The sequence below is a fragment of the Nonomuraea rhizosphaerae genome (assembly GCF_019396405.1).
Lineage (GTDB): Bacteria > Actinomycetota > Actinomycetes > Streptosporangiales > Streptosporangiaceae > Nonomuraea > Nonomuraea rhizosphaerae.
On record NZ_JAHKRL010000480.1, the window covers coordinates 12,050 to 28,425 of the forward strand.

The 16,376-nt window shown below is 69.6% G+C and carries 14 protein-coding genes, 1 tRNA gene and 1 pseudogene; 9 read left to right on the forward strand and 7 right to left on the reverse strand.

Features of this window, described 5'->3' with window-relative positions:
• Positions 1 to 32 precede the first annotated feature (32 nt).
• Entirely contained in the window at positions 33 to 1,298 is a 1,266-nt protein-coding gene (locus tag KME77_RS24950) for a serine/threonine-protein kinase (RefSeq protein WP_219471374.1), read from the reverse strand.
• 314 nt (positions 1,299 to 1,612) lie between these two features.
• On the opposite strand from KME77_RS24950, the pseudogene KME77_RS30630 reads away from it, so the two are divergent.
• Positions 1,613 to 1,765: pseudogene (locus KME77_RS30630) on the forward strand (4Fe-4S ferredoxin); the annotation flags it as partial.
• A 163-nt stretch (positions 1,766 to 1,928) separates the two neighbouring features.
• Here KME77_RS30630 and KME77_RS29550 read toward each other — a convergent pair.
• A complete protein-coding gene (locus KME77_RS29550) occupies positions 1,929 to 2,279 on the reverse strand; it encodes a hypothetical protein (RefSeq protein WP_246610701.1) in 351 nt (116 codons plus the stop codon).
• A gap of 265 nt (positions 2,280 to 2,544) precedes the next feature.
• Here KME77_RS29550 and KME77_RS24960 point away from each other — a divergent pair, with 265 nt between their 5' ends.
• The 6 genes from KME77_RS24960 to htpX all read left to right on the forward strand — a co-directional run bounded on the left by KME77_RS24960 (position 2,545) and on the right by htpX (position 10,143).
• Positions 2,545 to 3,108 (forward strand): NADH-quinone oxidoreductase subunit J family protein, encoded by a 564-nt coding sequence (locus tag KME77_RS24960; RefSeq protein WP_219471376.1) that lies wholly within the window; start codon positions 2,545 to 2,547, stop codon positions 3,106 to 3,108.
• Complete coding sequence (gene nuoK / locus KME77_RS30635; protein WP_308250885.1) at positions 3,108 to 3,662, forward strand: NADH-quinone oxidoreductase subunit NuoK; 555 nt, start codon at positions 3,108 to 3,110, stop codon at positions 3,660 to 3,662. Before KME77_RS24960 ends, nuoK begins: the two co-directional genes overlap by 1 nt.
• A complete protein-coding gene (locus tag KME77_RS24970) occupies positions 3,659 to 5,662 on the forward strand; it encodes an NADH-quinone oxidoreductase subunit 5 family protein (RefSeq protein ID WP_308250886.1) in 2,004 nt (667 codons plus the stop codon). Before nuoK ends, KME77_RS24970 begins: the two co-directional genes overlap by 4 nt.
• Positions 5,659 to 7,482, forward strand: coding sequence for a complex I subunit 4 family protein (locus tag KME77_RS24975; RefSeq protein WP_308250887.1), 1,824 nt, complete (start codon positions 5,659 to 5,661; stop codon positions 7,480 to 7,482). Before KME77_RS24970 ends, KME77_RS24975 begins: the two co-directional genes overlap by 4 nt.
• Complete coding sequence (locus KME77_RS24980; protein ID WP_219471377.1) at positions 7,479 to 9,152, forward strand: NADH-quinone oxidoreductase subunit N; 1,674 nt, start codon at positions 7,479 to 7,481, stop codon at positions 9,150 to 9,152. The genes KME77_RS24975 and KME77_RS24980 overlap by 4 nt, the downstream gene beginning before the upstream one ends.
• A gap of 139 nt (positions 9,153 to 9,291) precedes the next feature.
• Positions 9,292 to 10,143, forward strand: coding sequence for a zinc metalloprotease HtpX (gene htpX / locus KME77_RS24985; protein ID WP_219471378.1), 852 nt, complete (start codon positions 9,292 to 9,294; stop codon positions 10,141 to 10,143).
• 34 nt (positions 10,144 to 10,177) lie between these two features.
• On the opposite strand, the gene KME77_RS24990 is transcribed toward htpX, so the two are convergent.
• The 4 genes from KME77_RS24990 to KME77_RS25005 form a co-directional block, all read right to left on the reverse strand.
• A complete protein-coding gene (locus KME77_RS24990; RefSeq protein WP_219471379.1) occupies positions 10,178 to 10,936 on the reverse strand; it encodes an SDR family NAD(P)-dependent oxidoreductase in 759 nt (252 codons plus the stop codon).
• A 32-nt stretch (positions 10,937 to 10,968) separates the two neighbouring features.
• On the reverse strand, positions 10,969 to 12,195 hold the full coding sequence (locus tag KME77_RS24995) for a cytochrome P450 (protein WP_308250888.1): 1,227 nt from the start codon (positions 12,193 to 12,195) through the stop codon (positions 10,969 to 10,971).
• Between the two features lie 72 nt (positions 12,196 to 12,267).
• Positions 12,268 to 12,732 carry an NUDIX hydrolase gene (locus tag KME77_RS25000; RefSeq protein ID WP_219471380.1) on the reverse strand — a complete coding sequence of 155 codons (465 nt, stop codon included), beginning with the start codon at positions 12,730 to 12,732 and terminating at the stop codon, positions 12,268 to 12,270.
• 333 nt (positions 12,733 to 13,065) lie between these two features.
• Positions 13,066 to 13,563, reverse strand: coding sequence for a YajQ family cyclic di-GMP-binding protein (locus tag KME77_RS25005; protein ID WP_219471386.1), 498 nt, complete (start codon positions 13,561 to 13,563; stop codon positions 13,066 to 13,068).
• Between the two features lie 339 nt (positions 13,564 to 13,902).
• Between KME77_RS25005 and KME77_RS25010 the strand changes: the two genes are divergently transcribed.
• Positions 13,903 to 13,984: transfer RNA gene (locus tag KME77_RS25010), tRNA-Tyr, on the forward strand.
• A gap of 7 nt (positions 13,985 to 13,991) precedes the next feature.
• Here the strand turns inward: KME77_RS25010 and KME77_RS25015 are convergent.
• Positions 13,992 to 15,170, reverse strand: a complete 1,179-nt coding sequence (locus KME77_RS25015) for a tyrosine-type recombinase/integrase (RefSeq protein ID WP_246610691.1) — start codon at positions 15,168 to 15,170, stop codon at positions 13,992 to 13,994.
• A gap of 518 nt (positions 15,171 to 15,688) precedes the next feature.
• Here KME77_RS25015 and KME77_RS25020 point away from each other — a divergent pair.
• A partial coding sequence (locus KME77_RS25020) for a transposase (protein WP_246610692.1) occupies positions 15,689 to 16,376 on the forward strand: 688 nt, incomplete at its 3' end.

Here is a 16,376-nt window from a genome sequence, read left to right on the forward strand (position 1 = left end):
CTGATACGCCCCGCCGGCCTGGGAGGGGCTCGTCAGTGGACGATGGCCAGCATCACGTCCGAGGCGGAGGGCCGATCGTCCGGGCTCTTGTGGAGGCAGCCGCCCACGATCGTCCGCAGCGCGGGCGGTAAGGGCGACAGATCCGGATGGACGGTGAGCACGCGGTTGAAAACGGCGGGCACCGTGTCCTCGCCGAACGCCGGCCGCCCCGTGGCCGCGAACATGATCGTCACAGCCCAGCTGAACACGTCCGACGCCGGCCCCACGGTCTCGCCCGTCAGCTGTTCGGGCGACATGTACGGCGGGGTGCCGACCATCTTGCCCGAGGTCATCGTCATCTGGTCGAGCGCCCGCGCGATGCCGAAGTCGATCACGCGCGGCCCGTCGTTGCCGATCAGCACGTTGCTCGGCTTGAAGTCGCGGTGGACGATCCCCGCCTTGTGGATGGCGGCCAGCGCCCCGGCTGTGGACAACGCGAGCCGCGTCAGGCTGTCCTCGTCGCGCGGGCCGAACTTGCGTACGAGATGCTCCAGGGACGGGCCGTCCACGTACTCGCTGACGATGTACGCGTGCTGGCCCGTGATGCTGACGTCGAGCACCCGCGCCGTGGAGAACGTCGCCACCCGGCGGGCCGCGTCCACCTCCCTGGCGAACCGGGACCGCGCCATCTCGTCCACCAGGTCGTGCAGGACCTTGACCGCGACCCGGGTGCCGTTGGGCGCCACCGCCAGGTAGACCGCGCCCTGGCCGCCGCGGCCGAGCGACTGGAGCACGCGGTAGTGCCCGATCCACTCGGGTTCGTGCGGCTTGCGGGTGTGGTGGCTCGGCGCGGTGGTGCGCTGGTGCAGGTCGAAGTGCGGCGGCGGCGGGGGCGGAGGCGGTGGCGGGCGGTGCGGCTGCCGCTGGCGGGGGTGGTGATGGGTCGGCTGGTGGGTGAGGTGAGGAGGAGGCTGGTAGGAGGTCTTGAAGCTGCGGGCCCTGACCATCATCGGTACCAGGATGCCCGAGTGGATCACGCCGCCGATCCAGCTGATGATCAGCCCGAACGAGATCAGCGTCGACAATGGGTCCGGGATGTCGTCGAACTCCGCGTACCCCGCGACCCCCAGCACGAACGAGCCGATGCAGATGGCGTAGAAGCCCGCGGCCACGACGTGCCACGTGCTGCGCAGCCAGTAAGCGGCGAATCCGATCGTGAACGGCGTCGCCAGCCCGCACGTCAGCAGCGGCAACACCGCCCACACGACGGCGGCCGCCCATACTCCGCCGCTGGGGCGGGCCGGATGGCTGTACGACATGGCCGGAAGACTATCGTCCTGGACTTTCACATATCGGATGTGTGCACATCTTGTGGATAACCTACGGTCTTCCTGTGGATAGCTGTGGAAAACTTGGGGACAACGGCCTGGATCATTCACCTCTGAGGCCAAGTGCGTCATGATGTTGAACCATGGCGCGGATACCCGGAGTCGGCCTCGCGAAAGGCCTGTCCGTCACCCTTCGCCACATGCTGCGTAGATCTGTCACGCAGCAGTACCCCGAGGTCAAACCCGCACTTCCACCTCGAAGCCGTGGCGTCATCGCCCTGGTCGAGGAGAACTGCACCTCCTGCATGCTCTGTGCACGAGAGTGTCCAGACTGGTGCATCTACATCGATTCCCACAAGGAGACACTTCCGGCACCCGAGGGCGGGCGTCCCCGGCAGCGCAACGTGCTCGACCGGTTCGCGATCGACTTCGCGCTGTGCATGTACTGCGGGATCTGCATCGAGGTGTGCCCGTTCGACGCGCTGTTCTGGTCGCCCGAGTTCGAGTACGCGGAGGGGGACATCCGCAACCTGCTCCATGAGAAGGAGCAGCTCGCGACCTGGGTGCCGACCGTTCCGCCGCCTCCCGCCCACGAACCCGGCGCCGAGCCGCCCAAGGAGCTCACCGCCGCGCCCCGCCGCCCGGCCCGTGAGGGCGGTGCGGGGGCGGCTCGGGCGGGCGCTGCTGGTCGTGCAGAGGCCGCCGGGCCTGGCCGTACGGCTGCTCCTGGTCGTGACGCTCCTGGCCGTACGGCGGCTCCTGGCCGTGACGCTTCCGGCCGTACGGCGGCTCCTGGTCATGACGTTCCCGGTCGTGACCGCGCTGCCGCAGGGGCTCAGCGAGACGATTCCAGCAGCTCAGCGCCCGCTTCTGGGGCGAGCGGCGCCCCCGGGGCCGGTACGGCCGCCACAGGCGACGCGTCCTCTGCAGACAGCGCCCCACCTCCAGTTGACGCGCCTTCAGCCGACGCATCTTCCGCGACCGACGCGGCTCCTGCGACCGACGTACCTCCAGCGACCGACGTACCTCCAGCGAGTGAGGACGACGCCCCCTCATCCACAGGCCGGCCGCCCAGCGACAGGTTGTCCACAGCTGACGACCAACCGTCGCCGCCGCCCCGCCAACAGGAGCAGAATTCTGCCGCGAGCCCGCGCAGGCGCAGGATGACCGATCCCCGGTCCATCCGCCCGCCCGGGCGGCTCGACCCTGACGACACGAGGGAGTCCGAGGAGGATTCGTGACCGAGGCGGTGCCCTCCTATCTGTCACCCACCGGGCAGGAGATCGTGTTCTTGCTGCTGGGCGCGGTGGCGGTCGGATCCGCGCTGCTCGTCGTCACGACCAGGCAACTGGTCCACGCCGCCCTCTGGCTGGTCGTCTCCTTCGGCGCCCTCGCGGGCGGCTACCTGGTGCTGACCGCTGAGTTCGTGGCCTGGGTGCAGGTGCTCATCTACGTGGGCGCGGTGGTGGTGCTGATGCTGTTCGGCATCATGCTGACGCGGGCGCCGATCGGCCGCTCCGCCGATCTCGACAGCGGCAACCGGTGGGTGGCGGCCGCGGTGGCGGTGGCGACGGCGGCGGTGCTGGTCACGGTGGTGATCGACGGCTTCCGGATGGCGTACGCGCCGCTCACGCCGGGGCCGGGCGCGGCGAAGGAGATCGGCGCGAGCGTGTTCAGCACGTGGGTGCTGCCCTTCGAGGCGCTGTCCGTGCTGCTGCTGGCCGCGCTGATCGGCGCCATCGTGCTGTCCCGCACGGACATACCCGGGGGTACGCCACCCGAGCAGACCGGGGGTTCTTAGTGCACATCGTCTACCCGGCGGTAGTCTCCGCGCTCCTCTTCTCCGTCGGCGTCTACGGGGTGCTCGCCCGGCGCAACACGATCCTCGTGCTGATGTCGGTCGAGCTGATGCTCAACGCCGTCAACCTCAACCTCGTCGCGTTCGACGTGTGGCTGGGCGACCGGCTGCACAGCGGTCAGGTGCTCACGCTGTTCATCATCGTGATCGCCGCCGCGGAGGTGGGGCTGGGGCTGGCGATCGTGCTGGCCCTCTACCGCAACCGCCGCACGGTCGACATCGACCACCTCCGCGACCTGTCCGAGCCTCCCGCCGAGGACGGTGAGCCGCTACGCCGTACAGCCGAGCCCGCCGCCGTCGGGCTGCCCGCCGCGACATCCACCCCCGGCGCCGGGAACGGCCCACGCACCGACACCGAAGCGACCAGCACCGAAGCGGTCGGCTCGGATGTCGGCTCCCATGCGGCCGACCCCAACGCGGGCGACCCTGAAGCAGCCGGCCCCAACGGGGCAGCGGAGCCCGCCACCGGCCCCGTCAAGCGAGGGGGCACGCTGTGACGACCTTCCCACTGCTCACCGTGCTCCTGCCCTTCGTCGCGGCCGCCGCCGGCCTCCTGCTGTCCCGCTGGCCGCACCGCCGCCCGCTGATCCCCCCATCACCCGCCCACGCACAAACGCCCTCCCCCGCACAAACGACCGCCCACGCCCATACAGGCGCGCACGCCTACCCAACGGCCGATACAGAGCCCCATGTCCAGGCGGACGCGCGGGCCGGCCGGCGGGCCGCCTGGATCGCGGTCCTGCCCACCGCCGCCTCCGCCGTCCTGGCCGCCCTGCTGGCCTGGAAGCCCGGCTTCGCCTTCCTGGAGGAGGGCGCCCGAGGCACCCCCGTGGGCCAGAGCTACGGCACCTTCGACACCGGCGCCGTCCCGATCTCCCTGGTGCTCCAGGCTGACAACCTGTCCGCGATCCTCGGCGTCCTGGTGACGCTCGTGGCGCTGGCCGTACAGGTCTATTCGGTCGGCTACCTCCACGACGACCCGCGCTACCCCTCCTACAGCGCGTTCATCAGCCTGTTCACCAGCGCGATGCTGCTGGTCGTCTACGCGGGCGACCTCCTGGTCCTCTACGTGGGCTGGGAGATCATGGGCCTGTGCTCGTACCTGCTCATCGGACACTGGTGGGAGGACCGGGGCAATTCGCGGGCCGCCATCAAGGCGTTCCTGGTCACGCGGCTCGGTGACGTCGGCTTCCTGTTCGGGATCTTCGTGCTCGGCGTCGCGGCGGACAGTTTCCGCATCCAGGACGTGCTGGCAAAGGTGCCCGAGATGTCCGCGGGCACGCTCGTGACCGCGACCATGCTGCTGCTGGCCGGGGTCGCGGGCAAGAGCGCGCAGGTGCCGCTGCACACCTGGCTGCCCGACGCGATGGCGGGCCCGACGCCCATCAGCGCGCTCATCCACGCCGCCACCATGGTCGCCGCCGGGATCTTCATCGTGGCCCGGCTCTTCCCGGCCTTCCTGGCCGCGCGGCCCACGCTCGACGTGCTGGCCGTCATGGCCGCGCTCGGCATGCTCGGCGCCGCTCTGGCCGCGCTCGCCCAGGACGACCTGAAACGTGTGCTCGCGTACTCGACGGTCAGCCAGCTCTCGTACATGGCCGGCGGGCTGGCCGCGGGCTCCGACAGCGCGGCGATCTTCCACCTGATCACGCACGGGGCGTTCAAGGCGCTGCTGTTCCTGTGCGCGGGCGCGGTCATCCACTACGTCGGCTCGAACCTGATGACCCAGATGGGCGGCCTTCGGCGCGTGCTCCCCGTCACGTTCGTCACGATGACGATCGGTTTCGCCGCCCTCGCGGGGCTGCCTCCGGCCAGCGGCTTCTTCAGCAAGGACGAGCTGCTGGTGACCATGGACCACGCGCTGGCGGGCGGCGGCCTGACGGACGCGGCCGCCCTGCTGCTGTACGCCTGCGCGCTGGCGACCGTCGCCGTCACCGGCGCGTACGCGATGAGGGCCTGGCTGCGCACGTTCTTCGGCGAGGCGCGGGTCGTCGCGCTGCCGGAGCCCGAGCCCGGCACGGCCCACGTGATCGACGTACGCGAGGCGCCGCGGACCATGCTGGTGCCCCTCGTGCTGCTCGCGGTCCCCGCGCTGCTGCTCGGGTTCGTCGGCGGGGTGCACGTCGAGTGGGGCGTGGCGGCCATCAGCGTGGTGCTCGCGCTGCTCGGAGCCGGAGTGGTGTACGCGTTCTGGCGCAGCGACCCCGTCGCGGACCCGGCCCGGCTGCTCGGGCCGTTCCGGGTGCCGTGCGAGCGGGCGTTCTACGTCGACGGCGTGTACGCCGCCCTGTTCGTACGGCCGGTGCTGGCGCTGGCCAGGCTCGTGGTCAGGACGGACGACGTGGTCGTGGACGGGGCGGTGCGCGGCTCGGGCCGTTCGGCACGCGGGCTGTCCGGAATGCTGAGACTCGCCCAGAACGGCAACGTCCAGCTCTACGTGAGCGGCGTCCTGGCCGGTGTCCTCTTGATCGCGGTGGGGGCGGTGGTGTTCACGTGACCGGCTGGCTGCTCGTCGCTTTGCTCGCCGTGCCGCTGCTCGGCGCGCTGCTGCTCGTGGCCCTGCCAGGGGTGCTGCGCCCGTGGCTGAAGCTGTACGGGCTGCTCGTGTCGGGGATCGCTCTCGCGCTGGCCGTCGTCACGGCGGTGGCGTTCGACCACGGGCAGGCGGCGCGGCCCCAGCTCGGCCTCGACCTCGAATGGATCCCCGGGCTCGGGCTCCACTTCCACCTGGGCGTGGACGGCATCTCGCTGCCGCTGGTCGTGCTGACCGCGCTGCTGACGTTCCTCTGCTTCGGCTACCTGGGCCTGGGCGACGCGCGCGGCCCCGGCCAGCTGCTATGGCCGAAGGCGGGCGGGAACCGCCCGAGGGCGATGGTGTTCACGCTGCTCGTGCTCGAGGTCGGCATGATCGGCACGTTCCTCGCGCTCGACCTGCTGCTGTTCTTCGTGTTCTTCGAGATCGTGCTGATCCCGATGTACTTCCTCATCGCCGTCTGGGGAGGCGCCGGGCGCCGGGCCGCGTCGATCAAGTTCATCCTGTACACGCTGCTCGGCTCGGTCGTGATGCTGCTCGGCCTGCTGCTCGTCTGGGCGCGGACCGGCACGCTCGACATCGTCGCCCTCAGTCAGGCGCACGGCGCGGGCATCCCCAGAGCGGTACAGATCCTGGCGTTCGTGGCGATCGGCATCGGGCTGGCGGTCAAGACGCCGATGTGGCCGCTGCACACCTGGCTCCCGGACGCGCACACCGAGGCCCCGACGGTCGGGTCGGTGCTGCTGGCGGGCGTGCTGCTGAAGATGGGCACGTACGGATTCGCCAGGATCGCGATCCCCGTCCTGCCCGAGGGGGCGGCGGCGGTGGCGCCGTGGCTGGGGGCGTTCGCCGTGGTCGGCATCGTGTACGGCGCCCTGGCCTGCCTGGCCCAGCGCGACCTCAAACGCATGATCGCGTACTCGTCCGTCGGCCACATGGGCTTCGTGCTGCTCGGCTTCGCCACACTGACCCCCGCCGGCGTCAACGGCGCGCTCTTCGCGAACATCGCCCACGGCCTCATCACCGGCCTGCTCTTCTTCCTCGCCGGAGCGATCAAGGAGCGGTACGGCACGGCCGACATGTCCCGGCTCGGCGGCGGGATGCTGGCGACGCTCCCGCACCTGGGGGCGGTGCTGACGTTCGCGGCCATCGCCTCGCTGGGGGTGCCCGGGCTGGCCGGGTTCTGGGGGGAGATGCTGTCCCTGTTCGGGGCCTTCCAGCCGGCGGACGGGCTGCCCCGGGGGCTGTTCCTCACGTTCATGGTGGTCGGCGGGCTGGGGGCGGTGCTCACGGCGGCGTACTTCCTGGTCATGCTGTCCCGGGTGACGCACGGCGTCCCGGCACGGGCGGTCGCCGTGCCCGCGGGGCCGGCCCCGAGCGGCCCGGTGGGCTCCGCGTCACCGGTCCCCCTGGCACCGGCGGGGCCCCTCGCCGCCGACCAGTCTGTCCCGCTCGGCTCGCCAGGTGCGCTCGTCGCCGATCAGCCTGCCCCGCTCGGATCGTCGGGGTCGCTCGCCGCCGACCAGCCTGCCGCGCTCGAATCGACCGGGGCCGGGGAGCTTCCCGACGAGCAGCCGGTGGCGGTCGTGGCGCCGGCCACGGACCCGCTCAACGGGACGCCGGGGGCGGCCCGCCGTAGAGCGGTGCCGCGTGACATCCAGGGCTACGAGTTCGCCGCCTGGGTGCCGCTGATCGTGCTGATCCTGCTGTTCGGGCTCTGGCCCAAGCTGCTCCTGTCGCTCACCACGCCTGCCGTTCAATCCCTGCTGGGGGCCTTGTCATGATCCAGCAGATCGACTACTTCGTCATCGCCGCGCCGCTGGTCCTCGCGGTGGTGGCCGGGCTGGTGCTGCTGCTCGACGCGTTCCTTCCCGCGGGCACGCGGGCCAGAGCCGGCGGGCTCGGGCTGGTGAGCCTGGCGGGGGTCGTCGTCGCGCTCGGCTTCGTCGTGGCGCAGGCCGTACAGGGTGACAGGAGCCGGGCGACGTTCTGCGTGCCGCAGGCCCTCGGCGGCGCGACAGCCGGGTCCAGCGGAGCGGCAGGGGCGCAGGGGCTGTGCTCCTTCGTCGTCGACCAGTTCGCGCTGATCTTCGCCGGGCTGGTGCTGGTGGCGGCCGTCGTGGTCGTGCTGCTGTCGATGTCCGAGCTGGCCGGGGGCGGCATCCCGGTCGGCGAGTGGTACTTCCTGCTGCTCTGCACGCTGGTCGGCGCGGTGTCGCTGCCTTCGTCCAGAGACCTGATCATGCTGGTGGTGGCGCTGGAGCTGGTGTCGCTGCCGGTCTTCGCGCTCACGGCGCTCAAACGCTACGACGGGCGCTCCTCCGAGGCGGCGGTCAAGCTCTTCCTCGTCTCGGTCGTGTCGACGGCGGTCATGCTGTTCGGGGTCTCGCTGCTGTACGGGGTCTCCGGGACGGTGTTCCTCTCGCGGCTCGCGTCAGTGTTCAGCGGCCAGACGGCGGCGCCGGGGGCGGCGGGCGACTATCTGCTGCAGGCCGGTCATGGGCTGCCGGGAGTGGTCACGGTCGGGGTCGTGCTGGTCGCGGCCGGGTTCGCGTTCAAGATCGCCGCGGTGCCGTTCCACTCCTGGGCGGCGGACGTGTACCAAGGGGCGCCCGTCCCGGTCGCGGCGCTGCTGTCGGTGATCTCCAAGGCGGCCGGGTTCGCGGGGCTGATCCTCGTCCTGCTGACCGCGCTGTACGGCCAGGCGGCCACCTGGACGCCGGTGGTGGCGGTCGTCGCGGCGCTCACGATGACCGTGGGCAACCTGTTGGCCATGCGCCAGCGCTCCGCCGTACGCCTGCTGGCCTGGTCCTCGGTCGCGCAGTCGGGCTACATCCTGGCGCCGCTGGCCGTGGCCGGTGGCGCGTCGTTCGGCTCCGAGGCAGTGGGGACATCGCTGGCGTACCTGGTCATCTACGCCGCCATGAACCTGGGCGCGTTCGCGGTCGTCATGCTGGTGTCGCGCACGGCGGCGCGCAACGAGCTGGACGACTACCGGGGGCTGGCCTTCCACCGTCCTGCGGCGGCGATCGCGCTGGCGTTCTGCCTGATCTGCCTGGCCGGGCTGCCGCCGGGGCTGGCGGGGCTGTTCGCCAAGGTGGTGGTGTTCCGGGAGATCGTCGAGGGCGGGGCGGGGTGGCTCGCGGTCGTCATGGCGGTCAACACGGTGATCGGGCTGTACTACTACGTGGTGTGGACGGCACGCCTGTTCACTCCGGCCGTCGCCGAGTCCGGGGTCGCCGAGCCGGTGACGGCCGGGGTCGCCGCAGGGGGAAGCGGTTCACCCGGAGGCGCCGGCAGGGCAGGCGGCGCTGTCGCTCTCGCCGGCACGGGTGGATCCCGGATGCTCACCGCCGTCTGGGTGGCCGTGGGGATCGCGTTGGTGGCGGCGGTCCTGTTCTCCATCGCGCCCCAGCTGGTGCTGGGCGTCACATCGTTCTCACCAGCCGGCTGAAACAGGCGGATTTATTGGACTTCGACGCGTGTGGACAGGGGGTTCCGTCGCGCTGTGCCCCCGGCTGAGCACGACGGGGAACGATGAGGCAGGGGCTCGTCGTTGGACGAGGTGAACCCGGACCACGAAGGGGGGAACCTTGCACCACAACGGTCTGCGCACGGCCATTCTGCTCGGCGGCCTTTCTGCGTTGATACTCGCGGTGGGCGCGTGGTTGGGCGGTGGCACCGGGCTCCAGATCGCGTTCGTGCTCGCCCTGGCGAGCAACGGTGTCGCCTACTTCTTCTCCGACCGGATCGCGCTGTCGGCGATGCGGGCGCGGCCCGTCAGCGAGGTCGAACAGCCCGAGCTGTACCGGATCGTCCGGGAGCTGTCCACCGAGGCCCGGCAGCCGATGCCGCGCCTGTACATCTCGCCCACGGTGCAGCCGAACGCGTTCGCGACCGGGCGGAGCCCCAGGCAGGCGGCGGTCTGCGTGACGTACGGGCTGACGCAGCTCCTGAACCCTGCCGAGCTGCGCGGCGTCATCGGGCACGAGCTGTCCCACGTGTACAACCGCGACATCCTGGTGTCGTCCGTGGCCGGGGCGCTGGCCACCATGATCACGTGGGCGAGCTACCTGGCCGTGTTCTTCGGCGGGTCGGACGACGACGAGGGGCCGGGGTTCGTCGGCGCCCTGCTGATGATGGTGCTCGGGCCGGTGGCGGCCGGGATGGTGCAGATGGCGATCTCCCGTACGCGGGAGTTCCAGGCGGACGAGTCCGGGGCGCGGCTGACCGGGGATCCGCTGGCGCTGGCCTCGGCGCTGCGGAAGATCGAGATGGGCGCCCGGCGGCTGCCGCTGCCGGAGAACAGCCGCCTGACGTCGGCGTCGCACATGATGATCGCGAACCCGTTCAGCGGGTCAGGGTTCGGACGGCTGTTCTCGACACATCCGCCCACGTCGGAGCGGGTGGCCAGGCTGGAACGCATGGCAGGCTACCGGCGCTAGCCGGGGTCATACGGACAAATCCCCACTCCCCCGATCACTCCCGGAACGAGCTGCCGCCGTCGACCGACCACGTCTGCCCGTTGACCCAGGCCGCCTCGTCCGACAACAGGAACGCCACCGCGTTCGCCAGGTCGGCGGGCTGGCCGAGCCGAGGACTACGCGTCCCGGCCAGTACCGCCGTCTGGAACTTCTCGCTCGTCGTCTCCAGCAGCTTCTCGCTGAGCACCATGCCGGGCGAGACGCCGTTGCACCGAATGCCCTTCTTCCCCCACCTCGATGCGATATGCCGGGTCAGGGCGTTGATGCCGGCCTTGGAGGCGGCGTACGCGGGTCGTACGGTCTCGCCGATGAAGTGGGCGTTGGAGGAGGTGTTCACGATCGCTCCACCGCCCTGCTCCAGCAGCAACGGGATGACGGCGCGGCAGGTGCGCGCGTACCCGAGCAGGTTGACCTCGAACGTGCGCCGCCACACGTCCGGATCCATGTCGAGGAGGTCGCTGTCGCGGCCGAGCGTGTCGGGGGAGAGGTCGGCGCCGACGTTGAACAGCCCGTCGATCCCGCCGAGCACGGTCACCGCCTGATCGACCAGGTCCCGCACCGACGCGTCGGAGGACAGGTCGAACCAGGCCGCGGACGCGTCGGGGATCTGCTTGGCAGTCGCCTCGGCCGCCGGAAGGTCGATGTCGCCGACGAGAACACGAGCGCCCTCCTCGCCGAGCCGCAGGGCGGTGGCGGCGCCGATGCCGGTCGCGCCTCCGCAGATGAGGATCCTCTTCCCGCTCAGACCACGCATTCAGCACTCCTTACGTAGGCGTACCTCTTGGGTCACCACGTGACCGGCAGCTCCTGGAGCCCGCCGACCAGCAGTCCTTCGCGCCGAGGCAGCTTCTCGGCCGGTACGGCGAGATCCAGCGAGGGCAGCTCGTCCAGCAGCACCGACAGCACGACCTGCAACTCGGTGCGCGCCAGCGCCTGCCCGACGCACGAGTACCCGCCGACCCCGAAGGCCAGATGGGCGTTCGGCGAGCGCGTCACGTCCAGCTCGTCGGCGTGCTCGAACGCCTCGCCGTCCCGGTTCGCCGACCCCGTGCTGCACATCACCGTGGTGCCGGGCTTGATGACGGTGCCGGAGATCTCGATCTCCTCAGTGACGTACCGGGGCATACCGACGCCGGGATTGGCGTCGAAGCGCAGGACCTCCTCGACCGCCGACCGGACAAGCGACCGGTCGGCCAGCACGCGCTCCCACCGCCGCCGGTCGGCGAGGAGCATGGCCACCATTTTGCCGATCATGTTCGCGGTGGTCTCGTGGCCGGCGACGAGCAGGCTCTGACACGTGCCGAGCACGGTAGCCTCCGTCATCAACCCGCCCCCGCCTTCATCCCCACCCTCGCTCTCGTCCGAGAGGGCAAGCAGATCACTGATCAGATCATCACCCGGTTCAGCCTTCTTGACGGCGATATGCGCGGCAAGGTAGGCGGTGAAATCCTCCTGCGAGGAGTCGACCTCCTCCTGCGTGTGCTTCGTCATGCTCATGAACGTGTCCGCCCACCGCGGGAACCGGTAGCGGTCCTTCTCCGGCACCCCGATCAGCTCACAGATCACCCACACCGGCAGCGGGAACCCCACACCGGAGACCAGATCAGCGGGCGGCCCGGCGGCGGTCATCGCCCCGACCAGCTCCCGCGTCTTCTTCTCCATCCGCGGCCGGACGGACGTCATACGCTTAACCGTGAACGCCCTGCCGACCAGCCGCCGCCACCGCTGATGCCCTTCGCCGACGCTGGCCGCCATGCCGCTCCTGCGCTTGGCGAACGCGCCGCCGGACGAGGTCGTGGCGACCTTGGCGGCGTCCGGCGCGTCCAGATGGCGGGTGAAGCGCGGATCCGACAGCAGATCCTTCACGTCGTCGTAACGGGTGAGCAGCACCGCCTCGTCCCCGCTGGCCAGGCAGATCGGCGACACCGGGCACTTCTCGCGCAGGCGAGCCCACTCCTCAGGCGGCTCCAGGGCGGTGGGACTGCGGAACGGGTAGTCAGGCGTCGCGCTCACCGTGGCCTCCAGGGGCAGGATGACCGCATTCAAAACAATCGACCCACCCCCGTCAAGACTGGATCGACCCTCTCAAGCCGCCGAATTGATCTTCCGCAGAATCGTCACCAGATCCTTCGGAAAGAACACCTCGTCAGTGCCCTCCAACTCCTCCGCACTCCACCACCGATGCCCGAGCGTGGTGGCCTTCTCCACCTCTTCCATGTGCTCGTACGAGATGTCCGCCCCGTCGTCCACCTGGAGCGCGAAGAACGTCTGGTCCTGCGTGATCGTGTACTCGGCCCAACAGAACTCGATCGTCCCCGTCCCGTACGGCCCACTGAACTCCTCGGCCGCCGCCCGAATCCCGACCTCCTCGAACAACTCACGCGAGGCGGCCTCCTGAAGCGTCTCCCCGTCCTCGGCGGCACCGCCGATCGTGAACCAGAACGGCTCGTCGGGGCGGTTCGGGTCGAAACCGTTGAGCAGGAGCACTCGTCCTAGCGGATCGATGGGCAGGGCGCGAGCCGTGAACCGGCGCAGGGGGATCTTCGTCACATCCGCCCAGCCTAGGCCACACCGCCCACCCCGCTCAGGGCCACGCCCTCTCGCCCGTCCCGCCACCCCGAAGACGATCACCACGCCTGAACACCCCAGCTCCTCCTAGGAGCCGCGTCCGGAGGACAGGACAGGACCGGACAGGGCAGGAACCAGCCGCTACGCCCCATCCATCTACCTATGTTTATGCCCCTGCCCCCCGGACACCCGGTACGCACACTGGTGGAACACACGCGCACCCAAGCCACCGCCCCCTCGCCCTCCCTCCTCAACCACACCAACCAGCAAACGAGGAGGGACCAGAAGCGTCCCAGCCTGAGCGGGGAGCCCAACTCAGCGGTAATTCACGAACTGGAGAGGAATGTCCAGATCCTTACCCTTGAGCAGAGCGATCACATCCTGCAGATCATCCTTCTTCTTGGAACTGACCCGCAGCTCCTCACCCTGAATCTGCGCCTTGATCCCCTTGGGCCCCTCGTCCCGGATCAACTTGGAGATCTTCTTGGCATTGTCCTGGTCGATCCCCTCCTTGAGCGAGACCACCATCCGGTACTCCTTACCGGACAGCTTCGCCTCATCCGCGTCGATGATCTTCAGCGAGAGCCCCCGCTTGACGAGCTTCTCCTTGAACACGTCGAGCGCGGCCCCAGCCCGCTCCTCACTGTTGGCCTTGATCTCGATCGCCTGACCGGACCAGCTGATGCTCGCCCCAGTCCCCTTGAAATCGAAGCGGTGTCCGATCTCCTTGACCGTCTGGTTCAGCGCGTTGTCGACTTCCTGACGGTCGAACTTGCTGACGATGTCGAAAGACGAATCGGCCAAAACGCACATCCTCTCAACTGCGAAGCATTGGGCGGTGTCCGGTTCCACACCTCGCGAACCTCGCAGCCCTCGCGGACCTCGAAACGCGCCCTCTGCGAACGCGGACCCCAGCGTACGAGCCTAGCCAGCATCCGCCCGCCGCGCAGTCCACCCACCCGCCTTCCCGCCCCGCCGGCCCAACTCCCGCCTCACACCTGCCCCCACCCCACCACCCCTCCGGCTCGGAACCCCTCTCCGCCCCAGTTTCGGCGAGACACCCAGCCAAGATCCGGCGCGGGACAAACCGGTGTCACGTGCACTTCGGAAGTCCGCTATTCTTCTGTCTGTCGCCGCGAGAGCGGATGACGAGGCAGGTTGCCCGAGTGGCCAAAGGGAGCGGTCTGTAAAACCGTCGGCTCAGCCTACGCAAGTTCGAACCTTGCACCTGCCACACGCAGTTAGCGCAGCTCAGAGGCCCTACGGGGCCTCTTCTGCATTTCAGGGGTATGCAGCCGGATGCCGCTGTGAGCGGCCGTTTGTCGGTGGTCACGGGATATACGCGGGATGGATCCGGGGACGTTTCCCCAGGTCGAGGCCCATGATCCGGAGTATGCGCGGGATGACGTGGCCCCTGCAACGCCGAAAGGCCCTGGGGAAACCGGAGCCCTTCGAGTGGTGCCGTTCGTGATCTCATGCAGTGAGTACGTCCGCGATCCGCTGGTTGACGATCTCCTCCTGGCCGTCGATGCACTTGGCATAGACCCTGAGCAGGACGTCCACCCCGTGGCCGGCCCGGGCGGCCACCTCTGGAGCCGGTACGCCGCCGTTGAGCCAGAGCGAGACGGCCGCGTGCCGCAGGTCGTACGGCCGCCGCGCGAGCGGCGAGGCGACCTGAGCGGGCGTGAGGGCGAGGTGCGGTCTTCCTGCCAGACCTCGGTGTAGGCCGTCGAGGCGACCACGCCGCCGCGCTCACTGCGGAACAGCCGCCCGTCAGGAGCTACGCCGAACTCTTCGATGTGTTGCCGAAGGATCTTCACCAGTTCCGGAGGGATCGGGATCCGGCGGACGTCATCCTCGCCCCGATGCTTGAGACCGCGCAGCTCGTGAGCGTTCCCGGTGTCGGTCCAGCGGCGGTTCACCTCGGGGCGCGAGCCGTCGAGCGTGAGCCGTCCCCAGCCGTTCGCCGGGAGGTAGCAGTCCTGCTCGCGGAGGCTGACCGCCTCACCAGGCCGGAGGGCGGCGAAGTACATACAGGCGAACATGCCCATCAACCGACGTCCCCGCCCCTTCCCGTCACGCTGGCGCTTGCCCACATAGGTGAGCGCCACGAGGAGTTCCCTGGCCTGGTGAGGGTTGACCACGACCCGCGGATCCACGGTCTCGGTAGTCTTCGGGAGCTTCCACTTGATCCGGTGCAGCGGGTTTGACGGCAGCTCTTCCAGCTCTACCGCGTACTCGAAGACGTGGTGCAGGACAGCGCGCTTCCGCCTGATCGTGTTGGCGCCGGCCTGCTTGCCGTCGAGGCGGAGGGCGAGGGCGTCAAGGGCTGGGCGGACGGCCTTGGTCTCGTTGAGGTCTGCCATGTTGAGCGATGCAGCCTCCAGCCAGCGGACGGCACGCGCGATGTCAGCAGGCATGGCAGGCTGCTTCCCCTCGGGCAGCAGCACGTAGTGGCGCAGGGTCTTGTGGAGGAGCGCGGCATCCCGGGCGTCCGGCCTTCTCCTTCGTCAGTGCCGGGAGAGCCGTCGCCAGGGCGTCGGACATGCTGTCTCGGCTCTTGGCAGCCGCGTACGGCCAGCGCGCCTCAACATAGGCCTTCACGAAGTCGAGGACCGTCCGGGCGTCCTTGGCCTTGGTCATCGACTCGGGGAGACCGGTCTCCAAGTCGAATGCCTCACCGCGTCTTGCGGCCTGCCGTCATCAGCCACATCGGCGAAGCTACCGCCTTTGCTACCGCTGGTACATGGCTTCTTGCGGAGCAAGACGCAAGCCCCCACGGCAGTGCGGGTACATGATGCCCCTGCACCACGTATCGAACAGCCAGCCGTCCAACGCCATCTACCACTAGAGCGTCGGTCATGTAGTTCTGATGGCATGTGTGGTACCTCTTCCTGATCGCGTCTTTGGTCGGGGTCAGGGAGAGGATCCGTGATTCATGCGTCCCAGAACGTGGCAGCCGCCGGTGGAGCCGTCCCGGGCCGAGCAGACCGTCCTCAAGGCGATCAAGAGGGCCAAGCTGTTTGTCTTCCTGCGCCTGCATCGGCACGAGTTGTTCGATGAGGCGTTTCAGCAGGAGCTGGCCGGCCTGTATGAGGATGCGGCCAAGGGTCATCCGCCGGTGCCGCCCGCGCAGCTGGCGCTGGCGCTGATCCTGCAGGCGTACGCGGGGGTCTCCGATGATGAGGTGATCGAGGCCACCGTGATGGATCGGCGCTGGCAGCTGGTGCTCAACTGCCTGGATGCCGAGCGGCCGCCGTTCGCCAAGGGCACCCTGGTGGGCTTTCGGCGGCGGCTGATCGAGGCGAACGCCGATCGGCGGTTGATCGAGCGGAGCATCGAGATCGCCTCGGCGAGCGGGGCGTTCGGGCCGCGGGCGTTACGCGCCGCGCTGGACTCCTCCCCGTTATGGGGTGCCGGGAGGGTGGAGGACACCTGGAATCTGATGGGACATGCCTTGCGTAAAGCCGTGGGCATGATCGCGCGCCGGCAGGGGTGGGGGCCGGCGGAGAACAGGCAGGACGCCATCGCGCGGGTGGCCGGGCAGGCGGGGGCGCCGCAGCTGGCCGCCTCCAGCCTGAAGGCCGCGCTGGATGCCGACTGGGACGACCCGGCCGCCCGCGCCC

What these genes read in the sequence shown, in the direction of transcription:
- KME77_RS24950 (WP_219471374.1), bottom strand. Translation starts at nt 1,298, where the DNA reads ATGTCGTACAGCCATCCGGCCCGCCCCAGCGGCGGAGTATGGGCGGCC.
- KME77_RS29550 (WP_246610701.1), bottom strand. Translation starts at nt 2,279, where the DNA reads ATGCGTCGGCTGAAGGCGCGTCAACTGGAGGTGGGGCGCTGTCTGCAG.
- KME77_RS24980 (WP_219471377.1), top strand. Translation starts at nt 7,479, where the DNA reads ATGATCCAGCAGATCGACTACTTCGTCATCGCCGCGCCGCTGGTCCTC.
- KME77_RS24990 (WP_219471379.1), bottom strand. Translation starts at nt 10,936, where the DNA reads ATGCGTGGTCTGAGCGGGAAGAGGATCCTCATCTGCGGAGGCGCGACC.
- KME77_RS25005 (WP_219471386.1), bottom strand. Translation starts at nt 13,563, where the DNA reads ATGTGCGTTTTGGCCGATTCGTCTTTCGACATCGTCAGCAAGTTCGAC.
- KME77_RS25015 (WP_246610691.1), bottom strand. Translation starts at nt 15,170, where the DNA reads ATGCCTGCTGACATCGCGCGTGCCGTCCGCTGGCTGGAGGCTGCATCG.